At 41.0% G+C, this 24,618-nt stretch carries 19 protein-coding genes; 8 read left to right on the top strand and 11 right to left on the bottom strand.

The genetic code is table 11. The features are described 5' to 3' along the window. Positions 1 to 41: 41 nt before the first annotated feature. The gene (locus tag H6G77_RS04290; protein ID WP_190674357.1) at positions 42 to 1,034 is read left to right on the top strand and encodes a transaldolase; all 993 of its coding nucleotides are present in this window, start codon (positions 42 to 44) and stop codon (positions 1,032 to 1,034) included. A 522-nt stretch (positions 1,035 to 1,556) separates the two neighbouring features. Continuing rightward, positions 1,557 to 1,787: a hypothetical protein gene (locus H6G77_RS04285; protein WP_242048698.1), complete on the top strand. Its 231-nt coding sequence runs from the start codon at positions 1,557 to 1,559 to the stop codon at positions 1,785 to 1,787. A gap of 394 nt (positions 1,788 to 2,181) precedes the next feature. Here H6G77_RS04285 and H6G77_RS04280 read toward each other — a convergent pair whose 3' ends face one another. Further along, positions 2,182 to 5,442 carry a tetratricopeptide repeat protein gene (locus H6G77_RS04280; RefSeq protein WP_190870920.1) on the bottom strand — a complete coding sequence of 1,087 codons (3,261 nt, stop codon included), beginning with the start codon at positions 5,440 to 5,442 and terminating at the stop codon, positions 2,182 to 2,184. A gap of 492 nt (positions 5,443 to 5,934) precedes the next feature. On the opposite strand from H6G77_RS04280, the gene H6G77_RS04275 reads away from it, so the two are divergent. Continuing rightward, on the top strand, positions 5,935 to 7,029 hold the full coding sequence (locus H6G77_RS04275) for an AAA family ATPase (RefSeq protein ID WP_190870919.1): 1,095 nt from the start codon (positions 5,935 to 5,937) through the stop codon (positions 7,027 to 7,029). Beyond that, on the top strand, positions 7,026 to 7,667 hold the full coding sequence (locus tag H6G77_RS04270; RefSeq protein ID WP_190870918.1) for a DUF4276 family protein: 642 nt from the start codon (positions 7,026 to 7,028) through the stop codon (positions 7,665 to 7,667). The genes H6G77_RS04275 and H6G77_RS04270 overlap by 4 nt, the downstream gene beginning before the upstream one ends. 208 nt (positions 7,668 to 7,875) lie before the next feature. On the opposite strand, the gene H6G77_RS04265 is transcribed toward H6G77_RS04270, so the two are convergent. Further along, the gene (locus H6G77_RS04265) at positions 7,876 to 9,453 is read right to left on the bottom strand and encodes an adenosine deaminase (protein WP_190870917.1); all 1,578 of its coding nucleotides are present in this window, start codon (positions 9,451 to 9,453) and stop codon (positions 7,876 to 7,878) included. Positions 9,454 to 9,898: 445 nt separating this feature from the next. On the opposite strand from H6G77_RS04265, the gene H6G77_RS04260 reads away from it, so the two are divergent. Then, positions 9,899 to 11,125 (top strand): acetate kinase, encoded by a 1,227-nt coding sequence (locus H6G77_RS04260; protein ID WP_190870916.1) that lies wholly within the window; start codon positions 9,899 to 9,901, stop codon positions 11,123 to 11,125. A 6-nt stretch (positions 11,126 to 11,131) separates the two neighbouring features. On the opposite strand, the gene H6G77_RS04255 is transcribed toward H6G77_RS04260, so the two are convergent. The 6 genes from H6G77_RS04255 to H6G77_RS04230 all read right to left on the bottom strand — a co-directional run bounded on the left by H6G77_RS04255 (position 11,132) and on the right by H6G77_RS04230 (position 18,737). After that, positions 11,132 to 11,710, bottom strand: coding sequence for a Uma2 family endonuclease (locus H6G77_RS04255; protein ID WP_190870915.1), 579 nt, complete (start codon positions 11,708 to 11,710; stop codon positions 11,132 to 11,134). A 20-nt stretch (positions 11,711 to 11,730) separates the two neighbouring features. Further along, a complete protein-coding gene (locus tag H6G77_RS04250; protein ID WP_190870914.1) occupies positions 11,731 to 13,731 on the bottom strand; it encodes an ankyrin repeat domain-containing protein in 2,001 nt (666 codons plus the stop codon). A gap of 80 nt (positions 13,732 to 13,811) precedes the next feature. Further along, the gene (locus H6G77_RS04245) at positions 13,812 to 14,000 is read right to left on the bottom strand and encodes a hypothetical protein (RefSeq protein WP_190870913.1); all 189 of its coding nucleotides are present in this window, start codon (positions 13,998 to 14,000) and stop codon (positions 13,812 to 13,814) included. A 216-nt stretch (positions 14,001 to 14,216) separates the two neighbouring features. Beyond that, the gene (locus H6G77_RS04240) at positions 14,217 to 16,304 is read right to left on the bottom strand and encodes a flotillin family protein (protein ID WP_190870912.1); all 2,088 of its coding nucleotides are present in this window, start codon (positions 16,302 to 16,304) and stop codon (positions 14,217 to 14,219) included. Between the two features lie 463 nt (positions 16,305 to 16,767). Next, the gene (locus H6G77_RS04235) at positions 16,768 to 17,241 is read right to left on the bottom strand and encodes a hypothetical protein (RefSeq protein ID WP_190870911.1); all 474 of its coding nucleotides are present in this window, start codon (positions 17,239 to 17,241) and stop codon (positions 16,768 to 16,770) included. A gap of 86 nt (positions 17,242 to 17,327) precedes the next feature. Continuing rightward, positions 17,328 to 18,737, bottom strand: coding sequence for an AAA-like domain-containing protein (locus tag H6G77_RS04230; protein ID WP_190870910.1), 1,410 nt, complete (start codon positions 18,735 to 18,737; stop codon positions 17,328 to 17,330). 231 nt (positions 18,738 to 18,968) lie between these two features. On the opposite strand from H6G77_RS04230, the gene H6G77_RS04225 reads away from it, so the two are divergent. Further along, on the top strand, positions 18,969 to 22,766 hold the full coding sequence (locus H6G77_RS04225) for an AAA-like domain-containing protein (RefSeq protein ID WP_190870909.1): 3,798 nt from the start codon (positions 18,969 to 18,971) through the stop codon (positions 22,764 to 22,766). A 5-nt stretch (positions 22,767 to 22,771) separates the two neighbouring features. Here H6G77_RS04225 and H6G77_RS04220 read toward each other — a convergent pair whose 3' ends face one another. From H6G77_RS04220 to H6G77_RS04210, 3 genes are read right to left on the bottom strand one after another with little or no spacing between them, the layout of a single operon-like run. Continuing rightward, positions 22,772 to 22,975 (bottom strand): hypothetical protein, encoded by a 204-nt coding sequence (locus H6G77_RS04220; RefSeq protein WP_190870908.1) that lies wholly within the window; start codon positions 22,973 to 22,975, stop codon positions 22,772 to 22,774. A gap of 53 nt (positions 22,976 to 23,028) precedes the next feature. After that, a complete protein-coding gene (locus H6G77_RS04215) occupies positions 23,029 to 23,418 on the bottom strand; it encodes a type II toxin-antitoxin system VapC family toxin (protein WP_190870907.1) in 390 nt (129 codons plus the stop codon). Next, complete coding sequence (locus tag H6G77_RS04210) at positions 23,408 to 23,620, bottom strand: DUF2281 domain-containing protein (RefSeq protein WP_242049142.1); 213 nt, start codon at positions 23,618 to 23,620, stop codon at positions 23,408 to 23,410. The genes H6G77_RS04215 and H6G77_RS04210 overlap by 11 nt, the downstream gene beginning before the upstream one ends. A gap of 227 nt (positions 23,621 to 23,847) precedes the next feature. Between H6G77_RS04210 and H6G77_RS04205 the strand changes: the two genes are divergently transcribed. Further along, positions 23,848 to 24,357 carry a DUF4365 domain-containing protein gene (locus tag H6G77_RS04205; protein WP_190870906.1) on the top strand — a complete coding sequence of 170 codons (510 nt, stop codon included), beginning with the start codon at positions 23,848 to 23,850 and terminating at the stop codon, positions 24,355 to 24,357. Then, a complete protein-coding gene (locus tag H6G77_RS04200) occupies positions 24,350 to 24,601 on the top strand; it encodes a type II toxin-antitoxin system HicA family toxin (RefSeq protein ID WP_190674376.1) in 252 nt (83 codons plus the stop codon). Before H6G77_RS04205 ends, H6G77_RS04200 begins: the two co-directional genes overlap by 8 nt. The last annotated feature ends 17 nt before the right edge of the window (positions 24,602 to 24,618 follow it).

The raw sequence follows: 24,618 nt of genomic DNA, 5'->3' as shown, positions 1-24,618 counted from the left end.
ATTAGGTAAATCCTACACAAATCACCATCGCGGAGTTGATTATGTCTAAAAATTTACTAGAACAGTTGCGCGAAGTTACAGTAGTAGTTGCTGATACTGGCGATATTAAAGCCATTGAAAAATTTACACCGAGAGACGCGACCACCAACCCTTCCTTGATTACGGCTGCGGCACAAATGCCAGAGTATCAGGATATTGTTGATCAGACTTTATTGCAAGCCAAAAAAGATGCTGGTGCAGGTGCAAGCAAAGCCCAAATTGTTTCTTTAGCTTTTGACCGCTTGGCTGTATCCTTTGGTTTGAAGATTCTGCAAATTATTCCTGGTCGGGTTTCTACAGAAGTTGATGCCCGTTTATCTTACGATACCGAAGCGACAGTTGCCAAAGGTCGAGAAATCATTGCTCAGTATAAAGCTGCTGGCATTGGCCCCGAAAGAATTTTGATTAAAATTGCTAGTACCTGGGAAGGTATTCGCGCCGCCGAAATTCTGGAAAAAGAAGGCATTCACTGTAACTTAACTCTGTTGTTCGGTTTACATCAAGCGATCGCTTGTGCTGAAGCAGGTGTTACCCTCATTTCCCCCTTCGTCGGTCGGATTCTGGACTGGTATAAAAAATCAACTGGACGCGACAGCTACCCATCTGCTGAAGATCCAGGCGTAGTATCTGTTACCACCATCTATAACTACTATAAAAAGTTCGGCCACAAAACCGAAGTTATGGGCGCAAGCTTCCGCAACGTTGGTGAAATCACTGAATTAGCAGGTTGTGATTTACTCACCATTTCTCCCTCTTTGTTGGGTGAATTGCAAGCCACCATCGGCGAACTACCCCGCAAACTTGATCCTTCTAAAGCCGCTTCTTTGGACATTGCCAAAATCTCCATTGACAAAGCCACCTTCGACAAAATGCACGCCGAAGACCAAATGGCTTACGACAAACTAGACGAAGGTATCAAAGGATTTACCAAAGCCTTAGAAGACCTGGAAAAACTATTGGCAGACAGACTATCTAGTTTAGAAGTAGCCGTCTAGCCATCTTCTTCCTTTTTTGTTGGATTAGAAGGAATAATTTAACAACAAGAATTCTGGATTTTTAATTCAGGATTCTTTTTTTTTAAATGAAACGGATTTTTTTGTAGAGATGTTGCAATGCAACGTCTCTACAGATTTTATGTTTATCACTATATGACTAATACTACAAGTATTAATTAATACAGATTTAACCAGTCATCAAATTCCCGATCTCCTGAAAATTGAGTATATTTTTGTTATATTGTGTCCGCTTAATTACTTACTAAAAACCATAAACCCCACCCCGCCAAAGCTAGGCTTTGTCTCCCCTCCCCGTTCACGGGGAGGGGTTGGGGGTGGGGTGCGATGATTGTCGCAATTATCACTAATTAAGCAAACTTGATATTATAAATATTTTTAACCGGGTAGTTGACTAGTATAAAATTATACTCTATCATTAAAGACATGAGAAAGGCGATCGCCCCTCACGCCAGAGTCTGCGATCGCCTTTCTTTAACCCATTATTCAGAGTCGATTATGATCATGGCACAAGAAAGAGAAAATCCCGAACATCCGCAGTCTGTTCCCCAGTCATTTCCGAAAAGAGAACGCATTAAACATTTATTGATTGGTTCTCCCAAAGCTGTCACCAGCACAATACATTACTTGCAAGCAGTGGGTTATGCCAATGTCGGTGATTGGAGTCCTTTACTATCCACAGATAACCCTGATGAAGTGATGAGTATTTTAATCCGCCAAATTTTAACCGCATAACTTGAAACCACAACCCCGATTTTTCTCTAGAGTCGGGGTTGTGTTTTGCTAAATCGTCTTAAAGATCCCCCTAAATCCCCCTTAAAAAGGGGGACTTTGATTCTAGCTTTAGGTTATGCGATCGCTTTGAACACCTGTCATTGCGAGGAGGAACGACGAAGCAATCGCAAAAACTACAGGATGATGGGATTACTTCGTTCCGCTATCGCTGCACTCGTAATGACAATTTATGGGGTTTATAACGTTTGAAACCCTTGCAGATAGTACTTGTGTGTACACCGTAGCCTTGGCAAGAGGGGTTGGGGGGATCACATAGTTTGAAAACAGTGCCAAGGGGGGATCAAAACCTTAACTGAACCGTATTGGTGTTTTGCTGATATATCAAACTTTTTCCTCACTCCTCAGTTTTTTCCTTCAATTGGGGATGCTGCTGCTCGGCATAAATTGTTAAAACCCCCGCCAGGGAATCTACCTCACAATCTTTGTATTGTTTACATCCTTCCACGACTTTGAGAGCTTGTCCCCAGTTTTTCAGGTTTGCTTGTGCTGCCGCAATGGCACTTAAGGCAGAGGCTTTGGAACTGGAATCGGTAATGTTATTGGCAGAGTCGAGGGCAGATTGCAGCAACTCAGCTGCTTTTTGTTGGTTGTTGAGTTTACTGTAGGCTGCGGCAATGGCGCTTAAGACAGAGGCTTTGTCACTGAAATCGGTAATGTTGTTGGCAGATTTGAGGGCAGTTTGCAGCAACTCAGCTGCTTTTTGTTGGTTGTTGAGTTTACTGTAGGCTGCGGCAATGGCGCTTAAGACAGAGGCTTTGTCACTGAAATCGGTAATTTTATTGGCAGAGTTGAGGGCAGTTTGCAGCAATTCGGCTGCTTTTTGTGGGTTGTTGAGTTTGCCAATGGCTGCGACAATGGCACTTAAGACATCGGCTTGGGAGTAGGATTCGGTAATTTTATTGGCAGAGTTGAGGGCAGTTTGCAGCAATTCGGCTGCTTTTTGTGGGTTGTTGAGTTTGCCAATGGCTGCGACAATGGCACTTAAGGCATAGGCTTGGGAGTAGGATTCGGTAATTTTATTGGCAGAGTCGAGGGCAGTTTGCAGCAATTCGGCTGCTTTTTGTGGGTTGTTGAGTTTGCTATATGCTTCGGCAATGGCACTTAAGGCATAGACTTTGTAACTGGATTCGGTAATTTTATTGGCAGAGTTGAGGGCAGTTTGCAGCAATTCGGCTGCTTTTTGTGGGTTGTTGAGTTTGCTATATGCTTCGGCAATGGCACTTAAGGCATAGACTTTGTAACTGGATTCGGTAATTTTATTGGCAGAGTTGAGGGCAGTTTGCAGCAATTCGGCTGCTTTTTGTGGGTTGTTGAGTTTGCTATATGCTTCGGCAATGGCACTTAAGGCATAGACTTTGTAACTGGATTCGGTAATTTTATTGGCAGAGTTGAGGGCAGTTTGCAGCAACTCAGCTGCTTTTTGTGGGTTGTTGAGTTTGCCAATGGTTTCGGCAATGGCACTTAAGGCAGAGGCTTTGTAACTGAAATCGGTAATGTTGTTGGCAGAGTTGAGGGCAGTTTGCAGCAATTCGGCTGCTTTTTGTGGGTTGTTGAGTTTGCCAATGGTTTCGGCAATGGCACTTAAGGCAGAGGCTTTGTAACTGAAATCGGTAATTTTATTGGCAGAGTCGAGGGCAGTTTGCAGCAATTCGGCTGCTTTTTGTGGGTTGTTGAGTTTGCCAATGGTTTCGGCAATGGCACTTAAGGCAGAGGCTTTGTTAGAAGATTCGGTAATTTTATTGGCAAGTTTCAACGCTTGAGGGAAATTTTGATCCTTGGCAAAGGCGGAAACAGCTTTTACTTGATGCTGAGGATTGTTAATTTGCTCACTGGCATTAGTCAACTGCCAGCGAATTTGAGTTAGTTGCCCCGGAATTGTATAGTTTAACCAGCCCCAAATGCCAATTACTAAAACGGCAATAAACCCAACTATCCCGAAATTCCGGTAAATTCGCTGCTTACTTTTGTGGATGAGCTTTTCTTTTTGCTTTTGCCTGTCTCCCCACATTAAATAAGATTTCTGCTGTTCAATTAACCACAACTCCCGCCAGCCTAATAAATAACGAGGATTTTGGTTACTATCTATCCAAATTTTTACTTGTTTATTGAGTAATTCATTGGCTTTATCTGCCTTGGGCAAAATCTTTCCTGATAGCTTCAGCACCGCCGGAATCATCCGTTCATGTGCCAATTGATAAGCAGTTTCTTCCTCTTGTTGCAAAGGCATAATTAAACGCTCTTGCTCTAGCCAACGCACTGCATCTTGGATATCTTTTGCCCCTATCGGCTTGAGTTTGTCTTGCAATTGAGCTAGAGTAAATGCCCCCGCCCGCGTCAAGCCATTGGAGTCGATTAATTCCAAAAGCAGCTTCATCACCGTTTCTTTTTGGGCTGATGTGGCTGATTGTTCGCGCAGGCTTAACAGTCCCTCAAGATATTGATATAATAAGCCTGCAAATCTGCCAATTTTATTCAAAGCATCTTTGTCAAATTTGCGGACTTTGGTTGTTTTTTGATCGCTAATTACTAAAGAAAGAATTTGAATATCTACAGGGGAAATCGGTTCATCAGATTTATCTTTGCCTCTATCGACTAACTCTTGTTCAACAAAGGTTTCTATATCTCGGCGGTCAAATTCTATATTTTCTGCTTTGGCAATTTCTTCTAAAACATTGGTTGCTTGTTCTACCGAGAATTTTTTTAACTTAATACTATTTCTGGAATCCAGGGAATAATTCAATACTTGTTGGAGTTCATGTTGTTGATAAAATAAATCTGAGCGAAAACTCATTAAAATCTTGACAGCAATTTCCTCATTGCCATACCAATTATTTAAGGCATCAATAAAAGGACGACGCGCATCTGCTGATTGATAATGAACAAAAAATTGCTCAAATTGATCAAAAAAGAGAATTAAGGGTTTTTGAACTGTGGCAATACTTTGATTCAGAACAGCAATCAAGTCTAATTTTTCAATTTCTGCGCTAGATAAATTTAAATTTAATTCTTTATTTAACGCCTTTTTCACCGTAATTAAGGGGTCTTTATCGGTAAACTGGATATAAATTCCCTGTGCGCCTTCTAGTTGCGGAATTAAACCTGCTTGTAAAAACGAGGTTTTGCCACATCCCGACTCACCCCACAAAATCCCTACGCGAAAGTTAGCATTATTGAGAATCCTTAAACAATTTTTAATATCTTGATGGCGCTGTAACTTACTAAAAATCTCTGCATCCTGTGAGGTAAAAGATAATAACCCTTTAATCGCCTGACGTTCTACAGGGTTTTGTGCTGCATTAGATAGGGATGGTTTAACGACAACAGCCACAACAACCGCAACGGTAAACATAATCCCGACAACGAGACAAATCCAAAAAAACCATTGGGAATTTTGTTCGCCTAAAAATTTAGCGATCGCAGCTCTCGACACCCAAGCGAGAATAATAGTAGCCAGAATCAGGGAAATCAGTTCAACCCATTTTTTGTCCCGAATCCATCCTGCTACTGTTTGTACAAAACCAGCGATCGCTTCTGTCGTTTGCTTAAGCGTCTCTAATATATTATTTATACTAAAAGGCGGCGTGGAGTCAGCCATAAGATAAATCTGCAATTTTATAAAATAAAATCAGCAGGTGGACGAAATTCACCAGAAAACCAAATCTCTCAAGTCCAATGTCTGCCTTGATTTAGCATCAAATTTATATTGTCCCCCTGCCTAAGTATAGCGGTATTTACGTAAGCGAAGCAACGAAAAAACGTGAAACCCCTCACCCCAGAACGGGGCTACCGTGTACACACAAATCTCCCCCTAAATCCCTGTTTTTAAGGGGCTTTAAGAGACTCTTAGATGGGTAGGTTAGGTAGAACGCAGTGAAACCCAACATATACAAAGCGTTGAGGTGTTGGGTTTCGTTACTCAAACCAACCTTCTATATTGAGAGAAGTAGTAGACCGTCCCAACCTTGGTCAAAATGGACAAAGCTAATTATTGCTTGTATTTACTGTTTACCTTTTCACTTTCTGCCTTCTGCTTCCTGCTTTAAAATGAAACCTGTGTAGAAAAAGCCTGTTGACCGGGAGACTGTTCATGACGGAGGCGCAAGGTGAAAAACAACTGTCGAGAATAGTTTTAAAAGGCTTCAAGTCTATCGCTGAGTGTGACGTTGAACTCTCCAGGGTGAATATTTTAATTGGGGCTAATGGGGCGGGAAAATCCAATTTTATCGGCTTCTTCCGTATGGTTCAGCAGCTGCTAGAAGGGAACCTGCAAGGTTTTGTCAGTCTCCAAGGTGGAGCGAATGCCTTACTACACTTTGGGCGCAAAACTACAGAAAAACTAGAGTTTCAGCTATATTTCGGCAATAATTTCTACTTTGCTACCCTTGAACCAACCCAAGATCATCGTCTGATGTTTACTTCAGAGTCTTTTTTGTGGAACTTGAATAGTGAGAGGGAAATAGGTAAAGGTCATTTCGAGACAATGGCGTTCTTCACGGCGTTCACTGATACAGAAACTAACGTTGATCAATATGGTTTGCCTGTGATGCAGATGTGGCAAGTGTATCATTTTCATGACACCAGCGACAGTGCCTATGTAAAACAGCCGCATGGTATCAATGACAATGTTTACCTGCGTCCTGATGCTCGTAACCTGGCAGCTTTTTTGTATCTTTTGCGTGAGAATTATCAGAAATCTTATCAGCAAATCGTTAAAACCATTCGGCTGGTTGCGCCTTTCTTTGGTAACTTTCTCCTACGTCCTTCCCCAAAAAACTTGATTGAACTGGAATGGTTTGAGCGGGGGCAAGATGTACCATTGAAGGCGCACTCACTTTCTGATGGAACGCTGCGTTTTATCTGTTTAGCAACGGTTTTTTTACAACCGGAAGAACTTCAGCCAGAAACAATTCTAGTTGATGAGCCGGAACTCGGTCTTCATCCTTATGCAATCAAGATTTTGGCATCTTTGATAAAGACTGTTTCTAAACAAGTGATTGTTTCTACCCAGTCTGTAGAATTACTCAACGAATTTGATGTTGCAGATGTAATTGTTGTTGACCGTTTGCAGGGAAAATCATTACTACGCAGGTTGGATGAGGAGAAGTTAGAGGAATGGCTAGAAGAATATAGTTTAGGCGAGTTGTGGAAGAAAAACCTCCTGGGTGGGAGACCTTCACGATGATTCGAGTCCATGTTTTCGTTGAAGGTCAAACTGAGGAAACGTTCGTGAAAGAAGTACTCTGCGAGTATTTTCAAGAAAAAGACATCAACCTCAACCCGATTTTGGTCAGAACAAGTTCTATAGGCAAAGGGGGTGTAGTAAGTTACGCCAAAATCAAGCGACAATTAGACCGTAAGTGCCGGGAAGATAAAAAAGCTTTCGTGACCACAATGTTTGATTTGTACGGCTTACCGAATGATTTTCCCGGAAGGGATTCTTTGCCAAATACTAGTGACCCATTCCAAAAAGTTGAATATTTAGAACAGGAGATGGGTCAGGATATCGGTCACACAAATTTCATCCCTAATTTGTTAGTTCACGAATTTGAGGCACTGCTGTACAGCCAGCCACAAGTATTTGCTGAGTGGTTTGATGCTAGTGTAGTTAGTATTTTACAAGGCGATCGCAATAAATTTCTTTCACCAGAACACATTAACGATGATCCTTTAACCGCTCCCTCAAAACGAATTCTCAAGTGTTGTCAAGAATATGACAAAGTACTGCATGGTTCATTGCTGGCTATTGAGATTGGACTAGATACAATCCGCCAACAATGCCAGCATTTTCACCAATGGTTACTAAATCTAGAAAACATATAGCGGTTTTAGAAAGGGTGTAGGGGTACAGGGGTATAGGGGTATAGGGGTGTGGGAGGATAGTGAAGAAATCTTTCCCCCCACACTCCCCACACTTCCCACACTTCCCACACTTCCCACACCCCCTACCCATACGTGAGAAATTCGGGTTAAACCCTTACACCCAGTCTTCATGCAGAATGTGGGATTAAAGCATTTTGGGGAAAGTCAATCAAAGCCAGTTTTCCAAAGATTCAAACCGAGTAAATTCCGACTCTAGTTGCCATTGTATTCTTGCGCGATCGCTCTTTTGCAAAAAAGCACTGCATCCTGAAGAAACAGAGGTATTACCAGGGGTATCGCTGGCACAAGCTGGAACCATTGCCTTAAATTCAGGCGACTTCCAAAGACTATTTCCGGGAGCGAAACTATATTCTAAGCTATTGCGAGCCAGTCGCTTGAGGTCTTTATATGTCAGCCCATATCTTGTTGCGGCTAACAGATACTCATGACTCAAATCAATGCGGGCAATGCCTTCATCATCAGAAGCAAGAGTCATTGGGACTCCAGCTTTCCAATACTCCATAAAAGGATGCTGATTTCCCTGGACATTCAAAATGACTTCATTACTAGTTAGGCAGATTTCCACCAACACGCCCCGTTGTTGCATCTGCTTCATCAACTCAAAAGGACGCTCTTCAAACAGAATATCTACACCATGACCAATGCGAGATGCTTGTGCTACTTCTACAGCTTGCCGAATATGAAAACGTAAATGCTCAGTTGGAACTAACCCTAAAGTTAACTCTCCAGCATGGAGTGAAATTTTAACATTGGGATATTGACGTTTGAGAAATTGTAGCATCTGCATTTGCAGGGTGTAGTCACGCAGTGCGATCGGGTGATCCTCTGGGGCGACGAGATTGATCCCGACTACCTGCTTGGACGATGAAGCCAGTGCAAAGGCATAAGCTAACTGAGCAAATACTTCCACAGGTGATTTTGTTCTGGTAGTTTGCTGCAAATAGCGCACCGTGACTGTACATCCAGGCTGTGCTGCTGGAGTGCCGCAACCAAGGGTTTTCGCAACTTCACTCTCCAACTGTATTAATTGCTGATTGCCGAGTGTTACTAGTTGAGTTAATCCTCGTTTGAGCAATTGCTCGTGCATCGCTTGGAAGTCTTGATTCCAACCCACCTCCCGCCCTAACTGTCGAACCTCACTCCCCTGAACAGTCAGCATTAACTCTAGATAGGTAATATGCTGGGAAGCTGCCCGATTTGCTACTGATGCGACCATATCATCCCGACGGGTGGCAGAATCTGATATTGTCCCAAATCCAGCAAAAGCTTCAAAAAATTGGTCGTGTCCCGATTTTCCAGCAAATTGCAGGTTACGAGTAGACCAACGATTGATGAGGGAATCATAAACAGATGTTCGGTTGAACAATTCGGAAGCGGGAAAATAGCTACTGTCCTGATTACAAGCTTTGGGTTCAACTAAAGTCCCCGCTTGTGGATTCACACAATACCCATCAGTTGCACCCCACTCCAGATAATGTTCTGCGTACACAGCCCCACTTAGATGACTGTGAATATCTCCTCCCTTGGGCATTCGCTGTACAAATGCTCGTAAAGCGGCTGGCTGGGAGCGATGGGCTTCAAACCAACTAGCAGCTTGAGCTTCACTCCGAGTTGAGGACTGCTGCGAATTAGATGTAGATGGGACTTGGGCTGCTACACTGAAGATGAAACAGCTAGAACTCGTTAATATTCCTAAAAAAAAATATAAGGGCGCTCGTCTAAGCATATAGATTTATTTTTTTGTAAAACGATGCTTAGAATAAAGCAAAAAACATCTCGATTGACATTAGATGAAAGTCTATTGCATTTCTCAAAAAACTTTGCTTTTGCGACTAAATTTGACCCTCCGAATTTTAGATTTTGGATTTTGGATTTTGGATTGAATCTAAAATCGCAAATCTAAAATCCAAAATTGTTTGACTCAATTTGGTTTATCAATAGCTCAAAATGGCATAATTTTCTAGTTCGCCACCACTTTTAGCAGGTTGAAGAATCCTCAAGGCGATCGCATTAACTTCAGCGAGACAGTCCCAATGAAACTTATTTCATAAGCCAAGCATGAAAGTTGGACTAGTATTTTTACTCAGCACTCAGCAAGAAGTTGCGTGCGGGGGTTCCCCCCGTTGAGCAAACTTCGGTAACTCAGCACTCAGCACTTTCAGGTCAAATTTATGAAAATCCTAGTACTAAATGCTGGTTCCAGCAGTCAAAAAAGCTGTCTGTATGAAATAGTTGATGATGCTTTACCCCAATCAGCACCCAAACCCCTGTGGGAAGGCAAAGTCAACTGGACTCAAGACCAAGGTGCGGCAGAAATTGAGGTGAAAACAGCATCCGGTGAAACTTTGCATGAATCTATTTATGGTGACTCTCGTCAAGCACACATAGCTTATATGCTTTATACCCTCAGCCGTGGTGCAACTAAAGTAGTCAATGAAGTGTCAGAAATTGATGTGGTAGGACATCGTGTAGTTCATGGTGGGCAAGACTACCGCCATAGTGTGGTGATTACGGAAGAGGTAAAAGATGCGATCGCTCGTCTTTCTAATATCGCCCCCGCACACAACCCGCCAGCTTTAGAAGGTATTGAAGCTATCGAAAAAAGTTTAGGCGAAGTTACCCAAGTCGCAGTATTTGATACAGGCTTTCATTCCACTCTCCCGGATGCGGCGGCGATTTATCCCGGCCCTTACGAATGGGTAGAACAAGGTATTCGCCGCTATGGATTTCATGGGATCAGCCATCAATATTGTTCTGAACGGGCGGCGCAAATTCTCGGTCAAGATTTAGCATCGTTGCGAATTATTAGCTGTCATTTGGGTAATGGTTGTTCCTTAGCCGCAATTAAAAATGGTCGCAGTATTGATACAACAATGGGTTTCACTCCCTTAGATGGCTTAATGATGGGGAGTCGTTGTGGTTCCATCGATCCAGGCATTTTAATTTACCTACTGCGTCAATCTAATTACTCAGCCGAAAGTTTGGATCATGTATTAAATAAAGCTTCTGGCTTACGGGGAATTTCTGGGGTTTCCAGCGACTTACCCCAAGTGATCGAAGCGATCGCCCAAGGGAATGACCGCGCCCAACTCGCTTGGGATATGTACGTCCATCGCCTGCGGTCTGGAATTGGGGCGATGCTGGCTAGTCTGGGCGGATTGGATGTATTGTTATTTACCGCAGGTATCGGGGAAAATTCGTCAGGTATTCGCCAAGCAGTCTGCGAAGCCTTTGGATTTTTGGGCTGGAAAATTGACCCAGCCAAAAATCAAAATCAACCGATTGATCAAGATATCGCCACACCTGATTCTACAGCGCGAGTGTTAGTTATACATACTCAAGAAGATTGGGCGATCGCACAACAATGTTGGCAAATTATGAAAAGGAATCGGGAATAAATTTATTTATGCAAAAATCTGCTGCAAGTTTAAAACGAAACCAGGAAGAATATCTTCACCAGATAAACTTGTAGGCGATCGTAAAACTTCAGGTGCTTGATTAGGGCGATAAATTATTACTTGTTTGTCTTTAGGATTAATTAACCAACCAAGTAATAAACCTGAAGCTAAATATTCCTCCATTTTGGCTTGAGTTTCTGCCACATCATCAGTTTCTGAAACTAATTCCACCGCAAAATCAGGACACAAAGGTAGGAATTTTTTTCTTTGTTCCGGTGTAAGAGAGTTCCATCTTTCTATTCTCACCCAAGCAGCATCAGGAGAACGAGTTGCACCATTAGGAAGTCTAAAACCAGTGGAAGAATCAAATGCTTTTCCTAAATTCTTTTGACTGTTCCAAAACCATAGTTGACCTAACAAATCAAAATTACGACTTCCTGTTTCTCCCCCAGTGGGTGACATAATTACTAATTCTCCTTCAGCAGTTAATTCTAAACGCAACTCTCGATTAACAGCCACAATCTGTTCAAATTCCTCATCTGTAAATTTGAGATGAGGAGGTAATTGTAAAGTTAAAGCAGTCATGTCAATTTTGATACTTGATATTAGTACGTTGCACCAACTTTTAGCAAAATCTTCTTAATCACTGGATGTTTCTTGCCTGTATGTTCAGCAAGATATAACGCTGTTTCGCCATTCTCAGTTCTGCTGTTAACATTTGCACCAGCACGGATTAAAGTTCGCATTGCCCAAGCTTTGGAATGGATAACGGCTTTCATGAGTGGAGTTAAACCATCTGTGTCAGAGAACTGGTTAACATCTATTCCAGAAGATACCAAAATATTAATTAACCTGACATTACCGCTTGAGGCTGCAAGATGAATTTCTGTTCCTTTCCAACAACCATGTTGAGCGCCAGCAGAGAGCAGGATTGTTTCAAAAACTCTTGGGCTACTGGAATCTAAAACCGCATAGTCCAAAGCTGTGTATCCTTCCTGGTCTTTATAGTTGAGGTCAGCACCAGCACGAATCAACGTCCGCAATGCCCTAGCTTGAAAAGCATAGATGCCAATTCCACGCATCAAAGGTGTTCGCCCATCTTCATCGAGGCGGTTTAAATCTGCTCCTAATTCTGCCAGCAACTTGATAATTCTTACATTGCCACTAGCAACGGCGCAATGAACAGCAGTGCTACCATCTTCATTTAAAGAATTGATATCTAAACCTTGTGCAACTAACTCACGCACTGTAGTTGCATCACTCTCACTAACAGCATCAAAGAATTTTTGTAGGGATTGATTTTCTCGTCGCTGTTTGCGAATTACAGCTTTTGGTAATTCTTGTTCGGCATATTCAATTTCTTCTGAGTCTGTGATTAAAGGGAGAAGATAATCACAAACTTCCTGATGTCCTTCATAGCTTGCTTCTGAAAGCGGACTCATGTAACCATCGTAGTCTATCCACATATTTGGATCTGCGCCTGCTTCTACCAAGTAACGGACAATCCTCACATCTCCTGTTCTGGCAGCAGCAATCAAAGGTGTACCCCACTCTGTGCGGAGATTTAAGTAAGCACCAGCCTGAACTAAAACTTCTAGAATTTTGATATCTCTACTCCAGACTCCATGAGCCAGAGCATTAGATAGAGAATGACCATCAAATTGCTGTAATGCTAATATCTGTTGAACAATATTCAGCCTTCCTACGCTGGCAGCCATTTCTAAAGCTTCTTTAAAATAGCGAGTTTTATAGTTCTCAGCCTTGCTTGTAATAGCTCGAACTAGAATTTTTTTGAGTTCTGTATCAGTTTCATCTAATAACCACTTTGGTTGCCATTGATGAGGGTGATTTTCTCCATATTGCATTGGCAACGTTACGCCGTGGTAAGAATAAAGCCCATTACCATCAATAAATTGAACCGCAGCTTCTCCTTCAGCGTGGAGGAGATTTTCGGAATCAAACAAAAATTGAGTTGGGCGATCGCAAACTAAACAAATGTTTTCAAAAGGAATAATCCAACCACACGATTTAACAAGCTTCTGAAATACTTCCCAAGCAGATTCATCATAAGGTTCAAATAGCGTATGACTGACTACGGAGAAATGAAAATCGAAGAATCCACCTTCACGGGCATACCAATGAAGAGGAACAAACCAATAATAGTTATAACTGGATGAAAAAGATTTTGATTTATCTTCTAAAAGGTAATTCTTAAAACTCTCTGATAACTGTCTGTCTATTTCTGAATTTGCACCAGGACGCAATTGAGAATTAATAAATTCATCCCAATGACCAATAGCATTTATATTGTTAATATACAACTTCTCATGGATCTTACCTATTAATTCATTTGCATGTACTAAACCAGTTTCAGTGAAGTAAGGACGCTTATACAGGAGCTTTGCTATTTTTGTTGCTGCATATAAACTATCAAATAATTGAATTTCTGGTGTGGGCAGTTTCAGTAGTTCATAGACATCTTGAATTGCTGATATAGATTTTTGGTGGTCAATTCTATTTGTTAAAAATGCTATTTCATGCCATTTCTCTCGATAACTTGGCATTAAAGATTTTTGTTCAGGTGTGATTTCATCAACAAATGCCATACTTTCACAAAATTAAATGTAATTAATTCATTAATAAGGTGGGCATTTTGCCTACCTTAAAATTATTCGCTTAACTGATTCTAATAGTTATGTCTTTTTAATTCTTGTATCAATACCTGACACTGTTTACTAGCCTCTCTAGCTTGTCTCATCAGATTTTTGCTTTGTTCACGATTAGTTTTACTTACCTCAACAGCTTGCTGACTGAACTGTGCGGCAAGTTGTCCCAATTCCCGAATGCGTGTTTTTAGCGGCTCGATAGTTTTCATTCGCCCTCCAGTTCCTTAACTCTTTGCGCCTTTGCACGGCAGTCGCTTCAAGTCGGCAAAGCCGCCCAACGCGCTGCCTTGTCTTTGCGTGAGGCTAAAAATTCTGGTTTTTCAACATTCGTGCAATAAGTCTATTAGTAGGGTGGGCAAGACTTGTACTGAGCTTGTCGAAGTATGCCCACCTTACAATAGTTTGATTTAATTCAATTATTTAGGTTACTTATCCGTCGGTAACTCCGCAACTATGGGCGAGTGATTATTTGGTGAAACTGATGGGTTATTCACAACTATTGGATGTGGATGTAAAGATGTGGGTGTGACTTCACCTTGCTTGGCGGTTTGATTCCACAAAATCATTGAGAGTAAACCATCGACCAAGCCGTTGTTACTACCGTTACCACTAACCAAAACTTCTGGTATCAATCGGACGTTGCGATCGCCGATAATCTGCATTAGTTGCATAGCTGTATAACCTTGTTGTCCCAAGGCTTCCACACCAGCGCGGTAGGTTTCGGCTTTGGCGTTACCTGTGGCGCGAATCCCTTCTGCTTCGGCTATGGCGCGTAATTTGATTCCTTCGGCTTCCCCAGTGGCGTGTTGAATTTGGGCTTGGGCTTTGAGTTCCGCAATTTGGACGCTTTTTTCCGATTTCACCATTTCTTGTTGGATATCAGCCAGGGCTGTTTCCCTAACTAGTAGCTGGCGTTGGGTTTGGGCTACTTGCTGTACTTCGTAGGTTTTGCGTTGTTCTTCAGCAATTTTCCGGTCGGTTTGGGTTTGCATCAAGGATGCTGGCGGCTGAATATCACCGATTAAGGTGTCAATTGCTTGCACATCATAAGCCCGTAATGCGGCGCGAATATATTCAGCAGCTTCCGCTTGGCGATCGCTCCGGGCAGTGAGAAAATCTAGTACAGTGTAATCTTGCGCAGAGTTGCGGAAATAGTTACCAATGGTTGGTTCTAATACATGGTCAACTAAATTTTGCATAGAACCCACACGGGAAATTACCTTTGGTGCATCCAAAGCGCCGACGTGAATAATTTGGGCGACTTCTAAATCAAAGGCAAAACCATCGCGCGATCGCACCGTCAAAGAAGCCAGATTAGCATCATAGCTGTGGCGTTCGGTACGACTTGACCAATTCAACACAATGTTAGTCGTAGGAACCAACTCAATTTTCATAATTCGAGAGTTGACGGGATGCTTACCTGGATACAACGGTTCTATCCACACACCTTTGTGTCCAGGATTCACCAAGTTACCATGCGTGAAAGTTGCGCCACTGACATCTTCTTGAGATTGACCAACGAAAGAAATCACCACGCCCACATAACCAATCGGGATTTCAGACATTGGAACTTGCTCAACCTGTACAAACCAGGGGTTCAGGTTCCAAGAACCAGACAGTAAGATTTGCTCTTGCAAACCTCTGCGTCCGCCAGCATCGAGGAATTTTTGACCACTCTGGAAATTGTCATGTCCGGGAATCATCGGCCCTGCAATTTCACCAGCCGGAATCGGTAAACCATCCAAAGTGGTGACAATGCCGACTTTATCTGATGCCACACTATATACCCGCAACTGTTCGGCCTGCATATCATTGTGTTTGGCATTCGCCGCCATAATGACGCGAAACAGTGCGGTATTAATGCGGTAAGTACCAGCAGTCAGAAAGCTCATTTGACGGCCTTTTTCGCCGCCATTGGTCAGAAATTTGCGTGCATCTTGGAAATTATCACAATCGACAATTTTGCCCAAAATCCTTTCTGGTGGGTTGGATGCGCCATCTGCGGCTACAATCAGAGCGATTTCACCTTGGGGTACCACTACCACCGATTCTTTGCGAACCGAATATTGCCAAGGCCAGTAACCCCAGTGCCAACCCGGTGCAAGGGTATCAGCTTGCAAACCTGCTTCACCGTTGATGGCTATTAATCGTCCGGCTGGCAATCCGCGTCCCGAAAGGTCAAATTTTTTCACGACAATGCCAACTTCCCGTTCACCAATCACCACCAACCCACCAAAAAACAACGGCACAAATATCACAACGCCACCAAGCACCACTATAGGAATCAATGGTGCTATCTGCATTGCTTGATAGGAAGGCTGATTAGTAACGGTTTGTGTTTGACTGAGGCTGACTGATGCTGAAGCGATTTCTGCTGAATTTTGGGTTTTTAGGGGAGTAGCATTAACTGAATGTATACCGCCTGTGATAGCTAAAGCCGTTAATGCCGACAATCCCAAACGAACTAATTTATTTTGTTGACTCTTACCAAAGCAAGATGGAAAAGTTTTCATATTATGCGCCCTGTTGGGCAACTAATCATCTAAGTTAACACTTCACTTGCTCAGGTCTGATTTTCTTAAACTTGGTGTAATTTTTGCTCCGATGTGCGACTTCTTCTTGAAACCCCTCTCCGCTTCGAGGCTACCGTGTACACACAAGTCTTGAAATCCTACCTATCGTTTGGTTTTGTCATTCTAGCTTTCGGTTTTGCGATCGCTCTGAAAACCTGTCATTGCGAGGAGGAACGACGTAGGCGTAAGACTTCCCGAAGGGTAGCAATCGCCAAAACTACGAGATTATGCGATTACTTCGCTCCGTTATCACTGCGCTCGTAATGACAATTTAAGGAGGCTATAACGTCTGAAACCCTTGCAGCTACAACTTGTGTGTACACCGTAGCCGCTTCGAGGAGAGAGGCTGTGAATATTACTCCCCTTTTTGAATGCCTGATCGACTTCCATTTAGGTTTTAGGTTTATTGACCAAATACACCTATGCCGTAGTAACAAGTATTGGCATTACAATTAGCCATATCAACTTGGATTTGATATCTACCGCTTCGAGAGGGATTGAGGCTAATCACGGGAATGTCATCATCTTGTAAATCTGAAGCAATCAAGTTTCCTCGGTGATCATAAAGAGAAATGTCTAAATCTTGACAATCGCTGTCACACACTCCCACAATTCCATAGGACATACCTGCACGCAGATTTACGTTTATATAGTGGGAGCGACCTTCACGGAGGGTATCAATGCTAGGTTTGTGAGTTAAAGTGTAACCACCCAAACCTGCGATCTCTGCTCGCTCTAAGAGCTGGTTTTTGACTTCATAAATATATGGGCGATCGTCTTCTGCACGAACTACGCTTGTAAAAAGAGATATAAATGCGAAGACTGCGCTTGCTGTGAGGTTTTTGATTTGTTTGTTGCTGAATGCTTGGTGTAACATGAAATTGTCTGTTGAACTCGACAACCTTAATGTCACCTACACCCATCTGAGTTATACCCAAAGAAAAATCGACTTTTATTCAGTATCTATTTATTTTTATAAAAATTCTGAAAATATTGATAATATAGCTTGCAACGTATTATCACTTCGTCATTTAACAGATTTACTAAACCCAAAGCTATTAATTTATATCTGACTGCATCGCTGAATTTTCCTGGTTTGTTAGTATTTATAATCTCTTTCATCGCTGCGCCTAATTCCTGTTGCTCTGTCAAAATTAAGCTAAGATGACGCAAGTGACTACTGAAAATCCCTGATGGGGTGGATGCTGTTTCCAGAAACCGAGATAGGGTTATCTCACCACGAGCTATTTTATACAAAGCCAGACGCACTAAATAAGGATGTCCGCCAATCATGTCTCTCAATTGCTGGACTTGTGTATCACTCCATTCCAGTTGATGACGCTGGGCTAAATCTAGGATTTGTGAGGAGGTAAATTCTGGTAAATTTATGGGTAAACCTACGTTAAACGGGGATTGGTTGATATCCATTGGTACATAGGCTTCTGTGGAATGTACTATCACTAAGCGGAGTTTTTTGAAGATTTCTTGTTGTCTTCCTTCTTGATGGAGAGAACGCAACAGTCCAAAAAAGTCTTTGTAAATTCCTGGATACTCAAATAATCTATCGACTTCTTCCAGTGCTAGGGTTAGGGGTTGATTGATTTTGGGGAGTAGATATCGCTCTAAGTAATATTTGGCAGCTATTTTACTACCAATACGTGGAGCCAATTTCCAATGCTCGTCTAATTTTTCAAACAGTTCGGTGGCTAATTCGAGATTGTCTTTAGTCAATTCTAGGATGATGCGATCGCACACCCAGCGTAAAAATTTACTCAAGTCGCTGAAAAATTCTTTTTCCCCTAGCTCAAAGTTGATAACTACCGTCGCATCACCTTGATTTTTCGCTTGTTGAATAATCCGCACTAGGAGGGACGATTTCCCCATTTTTTGGGGAGCTTTAATACAAATCAGTGCAGCAGGTTTGCTAATTTCTTCAAAACATTGCTGTTCTACAGGGGGACGCTGGACGTAAAAATTGGAATTTAGGGCTAGTTGTTCTCCGTCTGGATATTCTAGAGTGCTGATATGTACTTGGGTTCGTAAGGTGGCAATTTCCTCTTGTTTCTCTGACTCCTCTAACTCTTCTAATTCTTCTAATTCCTCAGAATCGCTATTTTCTGTTTTATCTGCTGGCTTTCTGTAGGGGATACCAACGCTTCGCCAATCTTCTATACCCAAAGCTGCACAAATCTGGATAAATGTCTCACGGTCAACAGGTTGCATATTGAGAAACTTACTAACCGTACTTTGAGCCATTCCTCCTAAATATTGGCCTAAATCTTTCTGACTACCGTATTGCCCGTGAAAGCGGACTAAAACCTTATCTTGGCAGTTTTTATCACGTAGTACTACTGAGCGTGTTGCACGAAGCATGGCAGATGGTGAAAAGAGCTACGTAATTTAGCTTAAAGGAAAAGGCTTTTTGTTGTAAAGTAAATAACAAGTCGATGATAAGTCAATCGGTACTCGATATTCTCTTGGCTTAACTCAGGTGGTATGGCTGTTTAATAAAAGCTCACTGGATTCAGAACCCCGACTTCTTGAAGAAGTCGGGGTTCTAGGGGATCTAGTCCTCAATATTTTTTTTATTTTTGCGGATAAATTATGACGGGAGATTATGAGTACAAAGTTGGTGGTGGTTTACCAGAAAATGCCCCCAGTTACGTATTTAGAAAAGCCGACACAGAATTTTATCAGTGGTTGAAAGCGGGGGAGTTTTGTTTTGTCTTTAACTCCCGACAAATGGGTAAAACCAGCTTACTGAATCGGACAATGAAACGATTGCAAACAGAGGGTTTTGCTTGTGCCAAGATTGATTTAACCGAAATAGGTATTGATGAAAGTAGTCAGGAAAGCAACCTTGAACAATGGTATACGGGTATTGCTTACATCTTGGTGAATCAACTACAAGTTTTATCTCCACCCGAAGAATTATTTATTTGGTGGGATAAACGTATGCAATTATCTCCCGTGCAGCGATTTGGTTCGTTTTTGGAAGAACTAGTGCTGCCAAATGTCAAGGGAAAAATTATTATTTTTATTGATGAAATCGATAGTATTTTAAGTTTAAATTTAAAATTTCGTCACTCAAATGATTTTTTTGGTCTGCTTAGAAGTTGTTATGAAAAGCGTGCTTTAAATGCAGATTTTAATCGTTTGAGCTTTGCTTTGCTGGGTGTGGCGACTCCCAGCGATTTGATTGATGATAAAAAACGAACGCCGTTTAATATTGGTCGAGCAGTTCAACTTAATGGTTTTAAGGAAGAGGAAATTACACCCTTAGCTGAAGGACTGAGGGGAAAAGTTAGCAATATTCAAGCAGTGATGAAAGGGATTTTAATTTGGACTGGTGGACAACCTTTTTTAACGCAAAAACTTTGTAATTTATTATTACAAGAATTATCTGTATATTCAGAATGTTACACTCCAGAGCCAAATGCTTTAGATTGGGTGGGGACAGTTGTCAGAAAGCAAATTATTGATAACTGGGAATCCTTGGATGAACCAGAGCATTTAAGAAATATAAGGAAAAGAATTGTAACTGATGATAAATTTGCTGGTAGTTTGTTGGGTTTGTATGAGCAAATTTTGCAAGAAGGAGAGATTGCTGTTGATGGTAGTCCAGAAAAAATGAGGTTGCGTTTGACTGGATTGGTAGTGGAGCAAAAGGAAAAGTTAAAGGTTTATAATCTCGTTTATCGGAATGTTTTTAATTTAAGTTGGGTTGAGACAGAGTTAAATAAATTGCGTCCTTATGCTGATAATTTTAACGCTTGGGTAAAAAGTCAATATCAGGATAATTCTTATTTATTACAGTCTGAAAATTTAGAAAAAGCTCGTGTTTGGGCTGATGGTAAAAGTTTGAGTGATGCTGATTATCGGTTTTTATCTGCGAGTGTGGAAGCAGAATTAAATCAGAAGGTTGTGAAGGCAGAAACCAAACTAAATAAAGCTTTGCAGGAAGAGAGGAAAACTAATCAGCGTTTATTAAAAGCACAAAGAAATGCTAAGAAAGCTTTAGGGGAAGAGAGGAAAGCCAACCAGCGTTTGCTGGAAACACAACAAAATATTGAAAATACGCTAATAGAAGAACAGTTAGCAAATAAACGGCTAACCAAAGCACAGAAAATAACAAAACGAGTATTGTTAGCTGGTCTATTCGGCTTAATTATCATGGCCATGATAGCAGGGACATGGTTTAAGATTGCGCGAGATACAGAAATAGCAGCAGATTTAGAATTAAACGGTGCGTTTGTACAACAGCAATTTGAAAATGACCCATTAGGAGCATTGCTACGAGCTATGAAAATTGCTCGACAACTACAAGAGCAAGTTAGCGATGGTCGCCCTTTAGAACAGTATCCGGCGCTAAATCCCATGCTAGCTTTACGAAGCATCTTAGTTAATATTAAAGAACATAACCATTTTAAAAATCACGTAATTTTTGCACGTCGGCAAGTATCATTTAGTCCTAATAGTCAGTATTTTGTAACAGCAGGAGATACAGTAGCTCTATGGGATAGTAAAGGGAAAAAGCTTTCTGAGTTTCATGGTAAAAAATTAGGTGAGACATCCACATGTATTGGTAGTTGCATTTTTTATAGTGTGAGTTTTAGTCCTAACAGCAACCAAATTGCAGCAGCACAAAGTGACGGCTCAATAGTGTTACTGAAAATATCCGGGCAAAAGCTTGTGAAATTTAAGGAGTTTAAAGCACATTCCGATATTGCAGGTAGCGTCAGTTTTAGTCCAGATGGCAAGCTACTTGCTACTGCATCTCGAAAAGAGAATGAAGCATTTTTATGGGACTTGTCAGGAGAAAAAAAAGCTGAATTTAAAGGTCATACAGATATTATTAATAGCGTCAGTTTTAGTCCAAATGGTCAATTGATTGCAACTGCCAGTAATGATAAAACAGCACGCTTATGGAATCTTTCTGGACAAAAGCTTGCCGAATTTCAAGGGCATAAGAATGTAGTGAATGATGTTACTTTTAGTTTTAATAGTGATTTAGTTGCAACTGCCAGTAGCGATAACACAGCACGGTTATGGAATTTATATGGGCAGCAAATAGCAGAATTAAAAGGAGGACTTAACAGTATACTTAGTGTGAATTTTAGCCCTGACGGTCAACAAATTGTAACTGGAGGAGGTGATGGTAAGGTGCGCTTCTGGAATTTATCTGGACAACAACTAAGTGAATTAAAAGTTAGTCCCAATCTTCTTACCAGTACAACTTTTAGTCCCGATGGTAAGCAACTTGCCACAGCCGGAAATGATGATATGGTAAGGTTTTTTTATTTATTAGGAACAAAGACAACAAACGAATTTGACTTACTTACTGATAGAACTGTAAACTTCAGGTTTAATCCACAAATTGTTGACAGTGTAAGCTTTAGTCATGATGGTAATTTCATTACAACAACTGAAGATGGAATGATGAGGATATGGAATTTATATGGAGAGAAATTTGACGAAAAGAAATCGGTGGATTATGCAAGTTTTAGTCCTGATGGTAAGTTTATTGCAACAGTAGAACGAAAGGAACAAAATCGTCAAAAATTGAGTTTGTGGGATTTGACAAAACAGCCAATAACACTATCTCAAGAATTTGAGTATCATGTGAATATATTTTATCGCGATCATATAAGTTTTAGTCCTGATAGCAAGCTAATAGTGACACCAGGATATAAAGATATGAATTTTACAATACAGTTAAGAGATTTATCAGGAAAGATTATTAAGGAGTTTAAGATTGACAAATTTCCATCTCACTGGATGAATTTTAGTGAGGATGGTGAACAAATTGTTGTTGTTATTCCTGACATAGTACAGTTATGGAACTTATCAGGAGAAAAAGTAGGTGAATTTAAAGTACCTAAAAACGAAGCAATTATGAATATTAGGACTAATACTACAGGTACAATAATTGCTACCACAAGTATTAATGAAGAAGACAAAGACTATGGTACAGTTTGGTTGCGGAAACTATCGGGAGAAAAATTTGCTGAATTCAAACCATATCAAGGTTTAGTTAAAACTGTGGAATTTAGTCCTAATGGCAAGATAGTTGCAACATCAGGAATTGATAGCACAATCAAGTTGTGGAATCTCAACGGAAGGCAAGTTGGTGAATTTAAGTTAGGTCAAAATAATAGCAAATTAAAGGCTATTGGATACGGACTAAATATTGTTGAAGACAATAGACCTCGAAATGATATTAACTGGATGAGTTTTAGTCCTGATGGCAAGATGCTTGCTGCTGCGTGTAATGATGGGATGATACGTTTATTTGTAGTTGATAATTTAGAAGAAATGTTAGAGCGAGGTTGTAAGTGGTTGGATGATTACCTTGCTACTCGTCCTGAAATGCGAAAAGATATTTGCCCTGATAATAAATAGTCACGCTACGGATTTATGGTGTTAGGGAAGTGCGATCGCATTTTGGTAGTTTTGAGAAGTGCGATCTCATTTGGTTTTTGGAGAGTGCGATCGTATTTTGGTTGTGTTGGGGAAGTGCGATCGCTTTTTGGTTGTATTGGCGAGAGTGCGATCGCCTTTGTGATGTTAGAGAGGTGCGATGTCTGACGACAAGCCTTACGGCTACGCATTTGTGGAAATTATGGGGAGGTGCGATCGCGTTTTAGCCTTTGCATACTACAAATTACCAACGCTCTAACATCAAACCATCAACATAATCGAAATCTGTATCATCTGTCACTAAAACCCAACCCTGTTCCAAACACTGTGCCGCAATCCAAACATCATTCATCGGAATTGGTCGTCCCTTCCGTTTCAACATCAATCGAGTTTGAGCATAAACTGCGGCTGTTTCTCGACTTAATGGTACAACTACACAAGCCTCAATAAATTCCAGATAACGCGGTAAATTTTGTAATGGACGAGTTGAATTTTCCGCACCAAAAAGTAACTCACCAACCACAACAGTAGGTAAAACTATTTCTGGTAAAGCTAGTACCCGCGAAACAACCACTTCATCCCCATTCAAAAAACGCACAGCCACAGAAGTATCAAGGGCAATCTCACCACTCATTTACATCCACCTGCCGACATTCTGCGATTATCACCCGTTTTAATTCTTCGGCTTCGACATCACTTAAAATCCCTGCAAATTTTGCTAGAGGATGAGTTTTGCGTGTGGCTTTTACCCGATTCAAAAAATCTAGTACCGATTGAACTATATCATCAGGGGCTTGTTCTAGTTCTTGAATTAATTCTTCACGATTTGTCATCATTCAAATATTATCAGCTAGTTGATTCTAGTTTGAGTATATCTAAAGTCCCACCGCGATCGCTTTTATTAGGGTTGATGGGAGTGCGTTACCTTTCCTAGTCTACTGAAGTACAAATTTATCTGCGTCCATCTTCGTTTATATGCGGTTAATTATTCTTTTCTGTATTTCACTAGAGTAAGAAACGCCATAATATAATTTTGATAATTTTAAACTAAAAAGCCCGTTCAATGCCCAGAAAAAAGCGACCAAGAGAACATATAATAGCAGATTTAAGTGTCAACTATGTCGAAAGATATATCTTGCTATGCGGGTATTCTGTAGAGCGTATTGAGTATGATTATGGCTACTATCTAGTGATTTTTACTTATAATACTGGAGGTGAGATTGAAAATGGTCAGATATATGTACAGTTAAAAGCTACAGATTCTCTCTCTATACTTGCAGACCAAAAAACCATTACTTTTACTATCACCCGCTCGGATTTAGAATTATGGTTGGTTGAACCAATGCCATGTATTTTAATTGTATATGATGCAAAAAATAGCCAAGCTTATTGGTTATATATACAAGCATATTTTGAAAGCATTGAGGGATTCGATTTAGCGAATGTTGGTGATAGTGTAACTGTGCGTTTATCTAAAGACAACGTATTAAATCAGCAGGCGATTAAAATATTTGCTAAATTTAAAAATAATGTTCTCAGCCAGTTACAAGGAGTGATTCGTCATCATGGTTAGAGAAATTAAATTCACAGAATTAGAAAAATTGCTTTTAGAGACGGGGTTTGTAACCATGCAGACCTTTGGCTCTCAAAAGATTTACCAGCATCCATCATCTGGTACACTAATAGTCCTGCCTGATTACGAGCAACAAGCGGATGTCAGAACATTGCATTTAGTTGCAGTGCGCCGCATACTATCAGAAAATGGCTTGATGGATAGCGATCGCTTCAACAGTTTTTTGAACAAGGTAGCAAGCTAAATGCCACATGCGATCGC

It is taken from the genome of Aulosira sp. FACHB-615, assembly GCF_014698045.1.
Lineage (GTDB): Bacteria > Cyanobacteriota > Cyanobacteriia > Cyanobacteriales > Nostocaceae > Nostoc_B.
This window is presented reverse-complemented; position numbering and strand designations above follow the sequence as displayed.

Coding starts and splice junctions, on each gene's coding strand:
- H6G77_RS04200 (WP_190674376.1), top strand. CDS start 24,350: ATGGTTAGAGAAATTAAATTCACAGAATTAGAAAAATTGCTTTTAGAG.
- H6G77_RS04240 (WP_190870912.1), bottom strand. CDS start 16,304: ATGAAAACTTTTCCATCTTGCTTTGGTAAGAGTCAACAAAATAAATTA.
- H6G77_RS04290 (WP_190674357.1), top strand. CDS start 42: ATGTCTAAAAATTTACTAGAACAGTTGCGCGAAGTTACAGTAGTAGTT.
- H6G77_RS04225 (WP_190870909.1), top strand. CDS start 18,969: ATGACGGGAGATTATGAGTACAAAGTTGGTGGTGGTTTACCAGAAAAT.
- H6G77_RS04275 (WP_190870919.1), top strand. CDS start 5,935: ATGACGGAGGCGCAAGGTGAAAAACAACTGTCGAGAATAGTTTTAAAA.
- H6G77_RS04220 (WP_190870908.1), bottom strand. CDS start 22,975: ATGCGTAGCCGTAAGGCTTGTCGTCAGACATCGCACCTCTCTAACATC.
- H6G77_RS04255 (WP_190870915.1), bottom strand. CDS start 11,710: ATGACTGCTTTAACTTTACAATTACCTCCTCATCTCAAATTTACAGAT.
- H6G77_RS04250 (WP_190870914.1), bottom strand. CDS start 13,731: ATGGCATTTGTTGATGAAATCACACCTGAACAAAAATCTTTAATGCCA.
- H6G77_RS04215 (WP_190870907.1), bottom strand. CDS start 23,418: ATGAGTGGTGAGATTGCCCTTGATACTTCTGTGGCTGTGCGTTTTTTG.
- H6G77_RS04265 (WP_190870917.1), bottom strand. CDS start 9,453: ATGCTTAGACGAGCGCCCTTATATTTTTTTTTAGGAATATTAACGAGT.
- H6G77_RS04280 (WP_190870920.1), bottom strand. CDS start 5,442: ATGGCTGACTCCACGCCGCCTTTTAGTATAAATAATATATTAGAGACG.
- H6G77_RS04230 (WP_190870910.1), bottom strand. CDS start 18,737: ATGCTTCGTGCAACACGCTCAGTAGTACTACGTGATAAAAACTGCCAA.
- H6G77_RS04205 (WP_190870906.1), top strand. CDS start 23,848: ATGCCCAGAAAAAAGCGACCAAGAGAACATATAATAGCAGATTTAAGT.
- H6G77_RS04270 (WP_190870918.1), top strand. CDS start 7,026: ATGATTCGAGTCCATGTTTTCGTTGAAGGTCAAACTGAGGAAACGTTC.
- H6G77_RS04235 (WP_190870911.1), bottom strand. CDS start 17,241: ATGTTACACCAAGCATTCAGCAACAAACAAATCAAAAACCTCACAGCA.
- H6G77_RS04210 (WP_242049142.1), bottom strand. CDS start 23,620: ATGATGACAAATCGTGAAGAATTAATTCAAGAACTAGAACAAGCCCCT.
- H6G77_RS04285 (WP_242048698.1), top strand. CDS start 1,557: ATGGCACAAGAAAGAGAAAATCCCGAACATCCGCAGTCTGTTCCCCAG.
- H6G77_RS04245 (WP_190870913.1), bottom strand. CDS start 14,000: ATGAAAACTATCGAGCCGCTAAAAACACGCATTCGGGAATTGGGACAA.
- H6G77_RS04260 (WP_190870916.1), top strand. CDS start 9,899: ATGAAAATCCTAGTACTAAATGCTGGTTCCAGCAGTCAAAAAAGCTGT.